The organism is Streptomyces tailanensis (assembly GCF_008386495.1).
In the GTDB taxonomy this organism is placed as follows: Bacteria; Actinomycetota; Actinomycetes; order Streptomycetales; family Streptomycetaceae; genus Streptomyces; species Streptomyces tailanensis.
Genome location: NZ_VTHJ01000011.1, coordinates 30,609 through 43,511, shown reverse-complemented (window position 1 = coordinate 43,511; position 12,903 = coordinate 30,609). Strand labels below are relative to the sequence as shown.

Sequence of the window (12,903 nt, the reverse complement as noted above, 5' to 3'; positions counted from 1 at the left end):
TGCGCACGAAACCGCGTGGAAACGGGGGGTTCCGTGGCTCTGGAATACCGACTGCTCGGCCCGGTCGAGGTCTGGTCCGGCGGCCGCCGGCTCCCGCTCGGCGGGCCCAAGCCCCGCGCCCTGCTGGCCGCGCTGCTGCTGCGGCCCGGGCAGGTGGTCCCCGCCGGGACGCTGATCGACGCGGTCTGGGGCGACGAACCGCCGGAGTCGGCGCGCGCGCTGATCCAGACGTACGTCCACGGACTGCGGCGCGCGCTGCCCGCCGGGGCCGCCGGGGCCGCCGGGGCTGACGGGGCTGACGGGATCAAGACCCGTCCGCACGGGATCAAGACCCGTCCGCACGGCTATCTGCTGCACGTGGACGGCGACCACGACCGTATCGACCTCGCGGACTTCGAACGGCTCACGGCGGCCGGGCGACAGCGGGCGGCCTCCGGCGACCACGAGTCCGCCTCCCAACTCCTCGGCGAGGCACAGGAGTTATGGCGGGGCTCGGCCCTCGGCGGGGTCGGCGAGGCGCTGCGCGTCGAGGCCGAGCGGCTGGAGGAGGCGCGGCGGGCCGCCCTGGAGGACCGGATCGCCGCCGATCTCGCGTTGTCCGGCCGCGAGCGGAACCTGGTCGCCGAGCTGACCGCCCTCGTCGACACTCACCCCACCCGGGAGCGGCTGCGCGGCCAACTGATGCTCACCCTCTACCGCCTGGGGCGACAGGCCGACGCCCTCACGGTGTACGCGGAGGGACGTGCCGTACTCGCCGAGGAGCTGGGCATCGATCCGGGCCCGGAGTTGCGCCGGTTGTACGAGGCGATCCTGCGGGCGGACGGGGAACTGATGCCGACCGCCTCCGCAGCCCCTCAAGCCCCTCAAGCCCCCCAAGCCACCCCCGAAGCCCCTCAAGCCACCCCCGCAGCCACCTCCAAGGCCGCCCCCGCCGACGCCTCCACCCGCGTACGGCCACCACACCCCAGCCCCCATCCCAGCCCCATCCCCCTCCCCCGAGCCGCCCTCGTCCCGCCCGCCATCGGCGACTTCACCGGCCGTCGGCAGGAACTCGCCGAAGTGGCCGCCATGTTGACCGGACCCCGCACCGCGATGCCGGTCGCCGTCGTGACCGGACCCGGCGGAGTAGGGAAGTCCGCGTTCGCCGTGCAGGTCGCGCACCGCGTCGCCGCCGACTACCCCGACGGCCAGCTCTACGCCGAACTGCACGGCTTCGCCGACCCGGTGCCGCCCGACGAGGTGCTGGGGCGGCTGCTGCGCGCGCTGGGCGCCGAGCCGCCCGAGGGTCTCGCCGAACGTGGCGACCTGTTCCGCAGCCTGCTCGCCCGGCGCCGCGTCCTGCTGGTCCTCGACGACGCGGGCAGCGAGGCGCAGGTACGGCCGCTGCTGCCGGGCAGCGAGAGCTGCGGCGTGCTGATCACCTCCCGTGCCCGGCTGGCGGGCCTCGGCGGCGCGGCCCGTACCGGACTCGGCGTACTGGACGACGAGTTGGGGCTCGAACTCCTCGCCCGGATCGCCGGCGGCGGGAACGTCGGAAGCGAACCCGAGGCCGCGCGGCGGATCGTGGCGTTGTGCGGCGGGCTGCCGCTGGCCCTGCGCATCGCCGGCGCCCGCCTCGCGACCCGCCGGCACTGGACGCCGGGCATGCTCGCCGACCGCCTCACCGACGAACGCCGCCGCCTCGACGAGCTGGCCGTCGGCGACCTGGAGGTACGCACCGGACTCGGCCTCGGCTACGACGCGCTCGACGCCCCCGGCCGCACCGCCCTGCGCCGCCTCGCCCTGCTCGGCGCGCCCGACGTGGCCGCCTGGACGGTGGCCGCGCTGCTGGACCTGCCGAGGACGGCGGACGCCGAGGACGTCGTGGAGCGGCTCATCGACGCCCAGCTGCTGCACTTCACGGGCGTCGACAGCGCCGGGCAGCCACGCTTCGGACTGCACGACCTGGTCCGGGTGTACGCGGCCGAGCGCGCCGAGGCGGAGGAGCCGCCCGCCGAGCGTGCCGCCGCCCTCCGCCGCGCGCTCGGCGGCTGGCTGTGGCTCACCCGCCGTGCGGCCGCCGCGGCACCCTCCGGCGAGGTGGTGCTCCAGGTCCCGCGCACCCTGTGGCCGGTCGACGACCGGGCGGCCGGGCAGGTGCTGGCCGACCCGGCCGCGTGGTTCGAGGCGGAGGCCGGCGCGATCGCCTCCGCCGTCGAGCGTGCCGCCGCCATGGACCTGCACGCGCTCGCCCGCGAGGCCGCCGTCACCCTGTGCTCGACCGCCTACATCGTCAACAACCGCTTCGACTCGTGGTCGCGCACCCACGAGGCCGCGCTGGCCGCCGTACGCCGCGCCGAGGACCGCCCCGGAGAGGCCCTGCTCCTCATCGGCCTCGGCCAACTCCAGTACGAGCAGGACCACTACACCGCGGCCGTGGACCTCTACCGGCACGCGGCCGCCCTGTGCGCCGACCTCGGCGACGTACGGGGACACGCGGCGGCCCTCACGGGGCTGGGCAGCACCTACCGCGAACAGGGCCGGTTGCGGGACGCGTCACGCGAACTCACCCGCGCCATCGAGGACTTCAGGCGGCTCGACGACGCGACGGGGCTCGGTCTCGCCTGCCGGTACGCCGGTTCCGTCCACCTCGAACTCGGCGAGTACGCCACCGCCCGCGCCCTCCTCGACGAGTCCCTGACCGCCTACCGACGCCTCGGCAGCCGCCGCGGCGAGGCGCTCGCCCTGCGGACGTACGGCCTGCTGCACCGCGCCCTCGGCGACTACGCGACGGCAGAGGAACTCTCCAGCCGGTCCCTCGCGATCCTCCGGGACTTCGGTGACCGCCTGATGAGCGCGTACGCCGCCCAGGCACGGGCCAAGGCCCGGCTGCGGCTGGGGCGCACACGGGAGGCGGCGGCGGACCTCGACGGCCTGCTCGACGTGTGCCGGACGTACGGCGACCGGTACGGCGAGGCGCTGGTCCGGCACAGGCTCGGTGAATGCGCCCTCGCCGAGGGGCGGTCGGCCGACGCGGAGACCCACCTCACCGCGTCCGTCGCCCTCTGGGACACCCTGCGGCTCGCCCTGCCCCGGGCCCGCGCCCTGCGCACCCTCGCGGCCCTGCGGGATTCCCTCGGCGACAGCCGGACGGCGGCCGTCCTGCGGGCCGAGGCGGGTGAGGTGTTCACGGCGTACGAGGCGCGGGAGGCGAGGGAGGTGGACACCGGCTTGAAGGGCCTTGAAGAGGACCTGCAGGGAAGCTGAAGAGGTCCCCGCGACGCTTCTTGGTGTCGGAGGGAAACGGGAGCAACCCGAACTCCCCCGACACCACGGGGATTTCAACGGGGAAAGGACTTCCGATGACCGGCATCACCAAGCCCAGCAAGGCCAAGGCGCCCGCGCGCCGCGCAGCCACCACCCTCCTGCTGATCACGGCCCTCGCGGGCGGCACCCTGACGGCCCAGACGGCCTCGGCCGCGCCGGCCGCACAGACGTCGTCGTCCTCGGCGTCCGCAGCCGGGGTGACGCTCCAGAAGGCCATCAAGAACCTGGCGCAGAAGCAGGTGAAGATGTCGCCGCGCAACCGCGAGATGGCCGGCAACTGCAACTACTACAGCGCCGTCGCCACCGACCCTAAGAGCGGGGAGGTCGGCAAGTGCAAGAAGGTCGGCGGCCTGCAGTGGCGCACCAACAACTGGTGCGCCGACTTCGTCCGCTACGTCTGGAAGAACTCCGGCGCCCGCACGAAGAACACCGACGCGTTCGCCGGCTCCTTCTACCGGGCCCGCAACTCCATCGGCACGTGGCACGCCCGGGGTTCGTACCACCCGAAGGTCGGCGACGCGGTCCTCTACGACTGGGACGGCGGCACCCCGAGCCTCGGCACCAACGGCTGGGACGTCGACCACATCGGCATCGTCATCGGCTACAACAGCAAGACCAAGGCACTGACGACCATCGAGGGCAACACGACCAAGAGCGGCAACGGCGGCACGGAGGGCGTCTACCAGCGCACCCGGTACAACACCAAGGCCGGTGACGTCGTCGGCTACGTATCGCCCAAGAAGAAGTAACGAGCAGCGAGCAGCGAGCAGCGAGCACGACGGCACGACGGGGGCTTTCCCGTCGTGCCGTCGTGCTGTGGTGGACCCGACCTGACCGGATCGGGCACAGAATGTCGGGCCCGGCAGGATGTCTGCCTCCTAGCGTGGTGATCACGAAAGAGGAAGGAGACCGGGCGTGCTGGAGCGGCTCAACCAGGCGATGGAGCACATCGAGCACCACCTCGACCAGCCCATCGACGCGGCCGAGTTGGCCCGTATCGCGGCGACGTCGGAGTACCACTTGCGCCGGATGTTCTCCGCGCTGGCGGGCATGCCGCTGTCGGAGTACATCCGCCGGCGGCGGCTGACGCTCGCGGGCGCCGAGGTCCTGTCACGGCAGGACTCGCTCCTGGAGATCGCTGTGCGCTACGGCTACGGCTCGGGCGAGGCGTTCGCCCGCGCCTTCCGCGCCATGCACGGCGTAGGCCCCGGCGAGGCCCGTCGCACCGGCGCCGAGCTCGTCTCCCAGCCCCGGTTGACCTTCCGCCTCACCATCGAAGGGAGCAGCAGCATGCGCTACCGCGTCGTGGACCGCCCGGCGTTCACGGTCGTAGGCCCGAAGACCCGGGTCCCCCTGATCCACACGGGCCCGAACCAGTCGATCATCGACTTCGTACGAGGAATACCCCCGAGGACGAGGGACCACCTGGAGGAATTCGCGAAACTCTCGAACCAGGACCCCCAAGGCACAGTGGCGGTCTGTGACGACCTGGACCCCAGCCGAGCCGAGGGCACCGAACTCGACTACTACCACGCCGTGATCACGACACCGGAGTCCGCCGAGTCGGCCATGGCCACAACCCCCCTCGACGACATGGCCGTACTCCCCGTCCCACCCGGCACCTGGGCGGTCTTCACCACCTCCGGCCCCGCCCCGGAGGCCATCCAGCACCTCTGGCGAGACATCTACGCGGAGTGGTTCCCGTCCAACCCGTACCGCACCCGCCCCGGCCCGGAGATCCTCCGCACGCAACTCTCCCCGGACGGCAAGCAAGCCGAAGCCGAACTCTGGCTCCCCGTGGACCGCGAACACCCCTGACCACCCGAGGTCAGAGTTCGGCAACAGCCCGACGAAGGGGGAGCCATGCCCGAGATCAACATCAGCCTCGACGCCGAACTGGTAGTGGAAGCGATGGTCCTCTCCGGCATCGGCTCCCCGCTGGTGATCCCTCGCCTCCTACGAGTGTGACCGCCGCCTCCGGCGAGGTTGTGGTTCCAGGCCCATGGCGGCGCGTCGTTCATCGAGACGCTCAGGGTCGGCGATCGGCTGAGGCCGCAGTTCCGTGCCATCGGCCTCATGGGTGTACTGGGTCCCGTACAGCTGGGGTTGGCCATCGGCGACGAGTACGCGGTCCGTCAGGTAAGCGAGATGGCGAGCACTGGCATCACCGACCGACACCGCCACCCCGCAGCAGCCCCATGGCCTCCCTCAGGTAGGTGGATGGAGCGTTGGTCTATGTCAACAACTCCTGTCCCGGTACCCTCACCCGTGGCCAGTAGCGCACCATCCCCCCCACACACACAGGTTGCGTGCCGGCGTGGACGACACCCACCCAACTCTGCCCCTGGCCGCCGGGTGCCCTCCCCCCGTTCGCCGCCTCCAGGAGGATCACGGTGAAAGTTCGCACCAGAAGCTCGGCGATCATCGGCACCCTCTGCCTCGTCGCTTCCCTCGCCTTGACCACGGCGGCTGCCGACGAGCCCGCCGCCCCACCTCAGGCAGCGAAGGTCACACTCAAGAAAGTGGCCACGGCCCAGAATCCATCCGCAGGCACCGCCGGCCCCGGTGGCACGGTCTGGATAGCCGAACGCGCGGGCACAGTAAGGGCCTTGGACGACGAGGGGCTCGGCGAGCCTGTCCTCGACATATCCGGTGAGACCACCACCGACGGCGAACGCGGCCTGCTGGGCATCGCGTTCGACAAGGAGTTCGCGCACTTCTACATCTCGTTCACCAACCGCCAAGGCACCAGCACCGTGGACGAGTTCGCCGTGCGGGACGGCAAGATCCAGCCGGACACCCGGCGCACCGTCCTCACCCAGACGCAGCCCTACGCGAACCACAACGGCGGCGACATCAAGTTCGGCCCCGACGGCTACCTCTACATCGCGTTCGGCGACGGCGGCTCGGGCGGCGACCCGCACGGCAACGGGCAGAACCTCGACACGCTGCTCGGCAAGCTGCTGCGGATCGACCCGAGCGGCGGCAAGCCGTACGCGATCCCGCCGGACAACCCGTTCGTGGACGACCCGAACGCGAAGGACGAGATCTGGGCGTACGGGCTGCGCAACCCGTGGCGGTTCTCCTTCGACGCGGGCACGCGCGACCTGCTGATCGGTGACGTCGGCCAGAACGCCTGGGAGGAGATCGACTGGGCCCCGGCGAACAGCAAGGGCGGCGAGAATTACGGCTGGTCCCAGATGGAGGGCAACCATCCCTTCCGGGGCGGCACGGAGCCCGCGAACCACGTACCGCCGATCCACGAGTACGACCGCAACGGGCTGGGCTGCTCGGTGACCGGCGGATACGTCTACCGAGGCAAGGCGATCCCGGACCTCAGGGGTCAGTACGTGTTCAGCGACTTCTGCGATGGCACCGTCCGCGCTCTGCGGATGGAGAACGGCGAGGTGACCGGCGTGAGCGACCTCGGAGTCGACGGCGGCAGTGTCGTCTCGTTCGCGCAGGGAGGCGATGGCGAGCTGTACGTGCTCGACCTGCGCGGCAGCGTCTCGCGCATCGACCCGGCGTAACGACTACGGGATGAGGAAGCCGCCGAGTAGCGGGCATCACCCAGGTCGGCCGGATCACCTGCGGGACCTCCGGCCCGCTTGAGACACGCCCGCCGCCCCGGCCCGAGAACCTTGACGTCCTTCGGTGCAGGACCTGCAGTTCGGCCACCTTCGCCGGACGACGCTGAGTCAGTGTTGTGCCCTCGGGGCCGTATTCGGGTCGGGGCTCGCCGGGCTCGGCCCGGAACGAGCGGCAGGCCAGCCCGTTCACGGAAGACCGTCAGATCCCTTCAGTTGTCGGGTGCGCGCGAGACTTGGCATGGCTCAGCCCTTCGGCTGGTGCGTCCACGGCTCAACGGCCAACTGAAGGAACTGCAGGCCGGCTGACCGCGCGCAGATCGAACAGGTCAGCAGGCCCCCGTGCCCGATGGCTCCCAGGACAGACGAAGGCGAGGCAGGTGACGTCCTGGCTGTGACCTGGATGGTGCCGATGCGGCGCTTCCGATAGCGGGAGGCGTGATCGAATGCAGGAATGCTGCAGGCCCTGAACAGCCTTATCGCCGTCGTCGGTACCCTCCTGGGCGCTTCCCTCACCTACTGGTTCCAGCGCCGGGCCGCTGACAGGAGCGAGCGTCGTACGGTGCTGAGCGCGTTCGCGGCAGCGGTGATGGAGCAGCGCCGCGGGGAGTACGACCGTTGGTGGCGCTGTTCCGAGGACCCCGCCGGTGCTGCATACCTGGAGGCCCGTACCGAGTCATACAGGTTGCGTTCTGCGGCCCGACAGCAGTTCTACCGAATACGCCTGCTCACCGGTGACGCGGAACTCCTGCGCCTCGCCGAGCGGGCGATTACGGTGACAGCGCAGATCCACAAGGCCCGCGAGCGTGCGGCTTTCGAGGCCAACGGTGCTGCTGCGGAGCAGGCTCTGGAAGCCTTCCTCGCATACGCCGCACGCCGACGTTGAAGGCGGAATCAACCAATTCCCTTTGCCGGTCCCGCCCCGGAGCGACGACAGGACCAGGCGCCCGTATCGGGTCGTGAGGGCTGCCGCCGTGGCGGCGACCGACAGGCCGAGGGCGATGAGGAGGTGCGCCACCAGGCCGTCTTCCACGGCCCGTAGCGTTCCGGCAGGTCACGCCAGGAGATCCCGGTCCGGATCTTGTAGACCATCCCGTTGATGACCTGCCGGTCTTCCCGTGCGCGGCCGCCCCGTGGCAGCCCGCGGTATCAGCGGAGTGAGTAACTCCCACTCCTGATCGGTAAGTTCATGACGGCGTACCACCTCACCGTGATCCATCCTCTGGCGATCCCTTGAAGACGGACCCCAGGGGCCGCAGGCGACAAGAAATCCCCGGCAACCAGCCGCCGTGCGGCGAACCTCCTGGCACACCCTGAAAAGTTATAGGGACCTGTTCAGCACCAGGCCACCTAGCCTGACCACGGCCAACAATCCGATCGTGATCAACACGAGTGTCGGTGCATAACAGAGGGGGAGTTCAGCTATGGACAGGATCGCTCGGTTCAGAGCGAAGGTTGCCGCTACGGCCGCGGGTGGCACGCTGCTGGCTGGCCTGGGGCTCGGGTTCGCCGCGACTCCGGCGCAGGCCAGCTGGGATGACTGCGACTCGGGCGCATTGTGCGCGTACTCACAGACCTACGGGGGCGGTACCCCCGGCCAGGTATGGGGCAACAATCACAACCTGCGGCAGTACAGCAAGTTCGACAACGCCAAGTCGCTGCACAACAACGGCAACAACTGCGACGTCATCCTCTACACCAACACCTGGTTCCGGGGCACGGCCCAGCTCTTCCCGCGTGGCTATTACGTCTCGGATACCAACGGCACCAACTTCGAAGACGGCGTCGGCTCCAACTACTGGACGAACTGCTGACCCATGCGACGACTGCTCTGGAGAGCGGCAGCCGCTGCACTTCTCACGGCCGGGTGCGCAGCACCTGGCCGTGAGGCCGCGACCGAGGCCGAAGTACCCATCCCCCGGCCGTTGTCGGGCGCCTTGCACTTCTCGGCGGCCGAGCAGACAGCCCTGCGCGACTCCGAGGAGGCTCTGATCCGGGCATGCATGCGGGAACAAGGGCACGAATATCGGATCGGCCCTGCCCGTGACGCCCGACGCGCAGCCGCCATCAACCCCTATACGTTGTTGTCAACGCAGTGGTCGAAGAGCGATGGCTATGGGCTGACCGGCGAGGTGCTGGAGGGGCCACCGAACGATCCGAACGAGGACATGCTGGCCGCCCTTCCGGACGCGGAGCGGGAAGAGTGGCAGCAGGCGCTGCTCGGCCGCCAGGACGATCACGTGGAGGTCTCACTCCCCAGCGGCCGACGCATCAGCTACTCCCCCCACTCGTGCGCCCAGACCGCACGGGACGACGTCTACGGCGAAGGCTGGTCCGAACTGCGCTATGTGGTCGAGGACCTGAGCAACGACGCCATTCGGCGAACCCTGGAATCCCCCGGCTTCCACGAAGCGGAGGCGGACTGGGCCAGTTGTATGGCCGACCTGGGGTACTCCTACACCACGCTGGAGGACCCCCGCAAGGAGATCCTCGGCCAACTGGCAGAAGCCGAAGGTGATCACGACCAGGTACTGGCCGTGGGAGATCGGGAACTAGCCCTGGCCCGGGACGATCTGAGCTGCCAGCTCGAAAGGCATACACATCAGCGAATCGCAGACGTTCAGGCGAAGGCTGAGAGACCGGTTCGCGCGGAGGCCAAGGAGGAACTGGGCCGGTTCCAGCAGGCAAAGCGGGTGGCGCTCAGCCGAGTCCTCCAGTCCGAGGACTCCTGACCCGGTGTGCGAAGTGCGGCCCAGCCTGGGCTACGGCCACTGTCGGCACGCCATCTATGAGGGGAGGTGACCTGAGCCTGGATGGGGAGGCTCCCGGCATTGCCCCAGAACCTAGAAATATGCTCCACGCCTCTGACAAGCGAGGCTGTAACCGCACCGCGAGCACAAAAGGCTCCGCAACCGCATGACCAGGAGGGGAAGAAGACCGATGAGGAACCGCTCGACACGAACCCGGATCGCGGCAGCCACGGTGGGTGCCCTGGCTGCCGCTTCCCTGGCGCTCAGCGCCACGCCAACCGCCGCCAACTCTAGCGATGGCTACGTTCGCGGCTACGACGAGTACGAGGGAGACTGGGGGGACGAAGGGGTTCTGAAGCTCGGCAACCCTTACGCCAACTCCAACGCCACATGTCTGTGGCAGAAGATCCTTTGGGCGGAGGGCGCCACTGAGATCGACGGCACCCAGTTCGACGCGGCAGACATCGACGGAATATTCGGCCGCAATACCGAACTGGCGACCTCATCGATGCAGGGCAGGTGGCGCCTGGACTACAGAGACGGGATCGTGGGTTCCGCTACCTTTGCACGCGCCGACGACAAGCTCACGATGACTGGCGGTAGCGAGGAGAGAGGCAGGACGCTCTACCTGACGTACTACGGTTCGCGTGTCAGCTTCCCGGTGATACGCAACACTGAAGGCAAGTACATGTTCAAGGACCGTAACGACATCTGGCGAACCGCCGGCTACAACACCTGGACCTGCAGCTGACGCTGGGGGCGAGCCCGTCCCGTCGGAGTAGTCGGTCCAGATGTCAGGATGGACGGCATGACGACGATCGACGGTGAGGTCGCGGCTGGATTCGAACCGGTGCGTGAGGCGTTCGCAGCGAACTTCTCCCAGCACGGGGACATCGGCGCGGCGGTATGCGTGTACCAGCACGGCCGACCGGTCGTGGACCTGTGGGGTGGCGTCGCCAACCCGGAGACCGCTCGCGTGTGGACGCGGGAAACGCTGCAACTCGTCTACTCGGCCACCAAAGGGGCGACCGCGACCGCGGCACACATACTGGCCGAGCGCGGTGCACTGGACCTAGACGCACCGGTGGCGAAGTACTGGCCGGAGTTTGCCGCGAGCGGCAAGGCGGACATCCCGGTGCGCTGGCTGCTGTCCCACCAGGCGGGCTTGATCGCGCTAGACCAACCGGTCCCGCTGGACGAGGCGTTGGCCTGGCATCCGATGGCGGCCGCACTGGCCGCTCAGCGTCCCTTGTGGACACCGGGCACAGCTCACGGATACCACGGTCGGACCTGGGGCTGGCTTGTCGGCGAGGTGATCCGCCGAGTGTCCGGCCGGACACCGGGCTGCTTCTTCGCCGACGAGATCGCCGCCCCCCTCGGGCTGGACTTCTTCATCGGATTGCCTAAGGGTGAACGCGGCCGGGTCAGCAGCATGGCTTACAAGCGGCCGGACGTCGATTTCACCACCGTGCCCACCGAGTCGATTCCCGAGGAACTCCGCGAACTGGTCGCCGCCTGGCGCGACCCGAACTCATTCAGCAACAGGGCGTACGCGGTAACCGACCCCGCCGAGATCGACTTCGATTCGCCCGAGGTGCAGGCCGCGGAACTCCCGGCCTCCAACGGCGTTGGAACCGCACGCGGATTGGCGCGCATGTACGCCGCGCTGATCGGAGAGGTGGACGGCGTGCGCCTGCTCGCGCCGGAAACTCTGGCTTCGGCGACCAAGGAGCAGGCAAGCGGGAAGGACCAGGTGATGCTGATCCCGAGCCGATTCAGTGCCGGATACATGCTGCCCACCGAGACCAACCCCATGACCGGCCCGAACGCCTTCGGCCACACAGGCAGAGGCGGTTCACTCGGCTTTGCCGACCCTCAGAGCGGTATTGCCTTTGGCTACGTCATGAACCACATCATTGGGGGCTCCGATGATGCCCGTGCGACATCGCTGGTTGACGCGGTGCGACGATCACTGGCGTAAGAAGGCGTCGAGACGGTCTGCACCGCGCCGAAGCCGATCGTCTTCGTACGGGTGGAGGTCCTGTCGGTGCTACAGGCTTGCGGCGGGCCGTCCCTGTATGCCAGCTGTCTTGCCCGAACTTCTACGAGCTTTCGCTCCGCCGTATGAGGTTGCGTGCCTCAGTCACCCTCGGCCACCAAGGTCCGGATGAAGGCTTGCCATGAGCTGCTCCCAAGAGCGAGTACAGGGCCTCCAAGCGACTTGGAGTCGCGCACGAGAGCATGGTCACGGGTTATCGCACACTCGACGCACTCGCCTCCGGCGCCATTGCTGTACGACGACGTGAACCACGTCGGACGGTTGTTGTCGCTGGACGCTGCCCTGCTCACCCTGTGAAATCCTTTAGGACGGATTTGATCAACTGGACGGAACGCTGAGGACTCAGGGCCGCGGCTCGCAAGCCGTCGAACGCCCTGGTGTACTCACGAACATGATGCTCGCCTTCCAAGTAAACGGCATCAGTGATGCCGTCCCGATACACCAGGTCCGGGTCTTCAGGGGCGGGGAAGCCGAGCATCGTGAACGAGCCCGTGGCCGGGCAGGTACCCGAGTCGAAGGGGAGGACCTGGAGGGTGACGGCCGGTAGTTCGGCCGACTCCAGGAGACGTTCAAGCTGGATGCGCATAAGGGCCCGATCCCCGATGACGTTGCGCAGCGCACCCTCGTTCACGATGAACCAGGCATCAGGTGCGTCGTCCCGCGTCAACATGGTCTGGCGTTCCATACGAACACGTACGGCTCTGTCGATGTCCTGGGCCGACATGTGCGCGCCTGTCGTGTGGAGTTCGCGGGCGTACCCCTCGATCTGCATGAGGCCGGGCAGCAACTCGCACTGGTACTGGCGGAGCGTCGAGGCGTCCTGCTCCAGGCCGATGTAGATGTTGAACCACTCGGGAACACCCGCGCCGTGCACCTGCCACCAACCGCGCGTCTTGGCCTGTCGGGCCAGCGACTTGAGGAATTCACGCAGCTCGTCACTCGTGCTGTAGAAGCGGCACAAGGCATCGATGTCGGACGGCTGGACCCGGCCACTCCCCGTCTCCATCCGGTTGACCTTCGAGCCGCTCCAGTCCAGCGCCTCGCCGACCTGGGCGCAGGTGAACCCGCTCGTCTCGCGCAGCTTCTTCAGCTCGATCGAGAGACGACGACGCCGCGCCGTCGGTGAACCGGCCATCTCAACCCCTTGTCAACGACCCGTCGAATAACCGGCGTTCAGTCTCACGCCAAGGGGGTGTGCCTG

Annotated in this window: 12 protein-coding genes and 1 pseudogene; 9 read left to right on the top strand and 4 right to left on the bottom strand. The window is 68.8% G+C overall.

Annotation, left to right across the window (positions count from 1 at the left end; genetic code table 11):
• Nucleotides 1–33: 33 nt before the first annotated feature.
• The 3 genes from F3T56_RS11510 (at nt 34) to F3T56_RS11500 (ending at nt 5,124) form a co-directional block, all read left to right on the top strand.
• Entirely contained in the window at nt 34–3,246 is a 3,213-nt protein-coding gene (locus F3T56_RS11510) for an AfsR/SARP family transcriptional regulator (RefSeq protein WP_149824783.1), read from the top strand.
• 95 nt (nt 3,247–3,341) lie between these two features.
• Nucleotides 3,342–4,055, top strand: coding sequence for a CHAP domain-containing protein (locus tag F3T56_RS11505; protein WP_149824782.1), 714 nt, complete (start codon nt 3,342–3,344; stop codon nt 4,053–4,055).
• Between the two features lie 166 nt (nt 4,056–4,221).
• The gene (locus F3T56_RS11500; RefSeq protein WP_149824781.1) at nt 4,222–5,124 is read left to right on the top strand and encodes an AraC family transcriptional regulator; all 903 of its coding nucleotides are present in this window, start codon (nt 4,222–4,224) and stop codon (nt 5,122–5,124) included.
• Between the two features lie 138 nt (nt 5,125–5,262).
• Here F3T56_RS11500 and F3T56_RS50045 read toward each other — a convergent pair whose 3' ends face one another.
• Nucleotides 5,263–5,484, bottom strand: a complete 222-nt coding sequence (locus tag F3T56_RS50045) for a DUF6624 domain-containing protein (protein WP_425473561.1) — start codon at nt 5,482–5,484, stop codon at nt 5,263–5,265.
• 215 nt (nt 5,485–5,699) lie between these two features.
• Between F3T56_RS50045 and F3T56_RS11485 the strand changes: the two genes are divergently transcribed.
• Both F3T56_RS11485 and F3T56_RS11480 read left to right on the top strand, forming a co-directional pair.
• On the top strand, nt 5,700–6,836 hold the full coding sequence (locus F3T56_RS11485) for a PQQ-dependent sugar dehydrogenase (RefSeq protein ID WP_149824780.1): 1,137 nt from the start codon (nt 5,700–5,702) through the stop codon (nt 6,834–6,836).
• A 511-nt stretch (nt 6,837–7,347) separates the two neighbouring features.
• On the top strand, nt 7,348–7,779 hold the full coding sequence (locus F3T56_RS11480) for a hypothetical protein (protein WP_246203567.1): 432 nt from the start codon (nt 7,348–7,350) through the stop codon (nt 7,777–7,779).
• 125 nt (nt 7,780–7,904) lie between these two features.
• On the opposite strand, the pseudogene F3T56_RS47685 reads toward F3T56_RS11480, so the two are convergent.
• Nucleotides 7,905–8,097: pseudogene (locus F3T56_RS47685) on the bottom strand (transposase); the annotation flags it as partial.
• Nucleotides 8,098–8,317: 220 nt separating this feature from the next.
• Here F3T56_RS47685 and F3T56_RS11470 point away from each other — a divergent pair.
• From F3T56_RS11470 to F3T56_RS11455, 4 genes are all read left to right on the top strand, one after another.
• Nucleotides 8,318–8,707: a peptidase inhibitor family I36 protein gene (locus F3T56_RS11470; protein WP_149824777.1), complete on the top strand. Its 390-nt coding sequence runs from the start codon at nt 8,318–8,320 to the stop codon at nt 8,705–8,707.
• Nucleotides 8,708–8,818: 111 nt separating this feature from the next.
• Complete coding sequence (locus tag F3T56_RS11465; protein WP_149824775.1) at nt 8,819–9,625, top strand: hypothetical protein; 807 nt, start codon at nt 8,819–8,821, stop codon at nt 9,623–9,625.
• 208 nt (nt 9,626–9,833) lie between these two features.
• Nucleotides 9,834–10,394, top strand: coding sequence for a peptidoglycan-binding domain-containing protein (locus F3T56_RS11460; RefSeq protein ID WP_149824774.1), 561 nt, complete (start codon nt 9,834–9,836; stop codon nt 10,392–10,394).
• A 57-nt stretch (nt 10,395–10,451) separates the two neighbouring features.
• A complete protein-coding gene (locus F3T56_RS11455; protein ID WP_149824772.1) occupies nt 10,452–11,624 on the top strand; it encodes a serine hydrolase domain-containing protein in 1,173 nt (390 codons plus the stop codon).
• A gap of 158 nt (nt 11,625–11,782) precedes the next feature.
• Here the strand turns inward: F3T56_RS11455 and F3T56_RS11450 are convergent, their stop codons facing one another.
• Complete coding sequence (locus F3T56_RS11450) at nt 11,783–11,992, bottom strand: DUF397 domain-containing protein (protein ID WP_149824771.1); 210 nt, start codon at nt 11,990–11,992, stop codon at nt 11,783–11,785.
• Nucleotides 11,989–12,837: a helix-turn-helix domain-containing protein gene (locus F3T56_RS11445; RefSeq protein WP_149824770.1), complete on the bottom strand. Its 849-nt coding sequence runs from the start codon at nt 12,835–12,837 to the stop codon at nt 11,989–11,991. The genes F3T56_RS11450 and F3T56_RS11445 overlap by 4 nt, the downstream gene beginning before the upstream one ends.
• Nucleotides 12,838–12,903 lie beyond the last annotated feature (66 nt).

Excerpts from the sequence above, each read along its gene's own strand:
- F3T56_RS11505 (WP_149824782.1), top strand. The coding sequence starts at position 3,342 with ATGACCGGCATCACCAAGCCCAGCAAGGCCAAGGCGCCCGCGCGCCGC.
- F3T56_RS11480 (WP_246203567.1), top strand. The coding sequence starts at position 7,348 with ATGCTGCAGGCCCTGAACAGCCTTATCGCCGTCGTCGGTACCCTCCTG.
- F3T56_RS11470 (WP_149824777.1), top strand. The coding sequence starts at position 8,318 with ATGGACAGGATCGCTCGGTTCAGAGCGAAGGTTGCCGCTACGGCCGCG.
- F3T56_RS11460 (WP_149824774.1), top strand. The coding sequence starts at position 9,834 with ATGAGGAACCGCTCGACACGAACCCGGATCGCGGCAGCCACGGTGGGT.
- F3T56_RS11455 (WP_149824772.1), top strand. The coding sequence starts at position 10,452 with ATGACGACGATCGACGGTGAGGTCGCGGCTGGATTCGAACCGGTGCGT.
- F3T56_RS11445 (WP_149824770.1), bottom strand. The coding sequence starts at position 12,837 with ATGGCCGGTTCACCGACGGCGCGGCGTCGTCGTCTCTCGATCGAGCTG.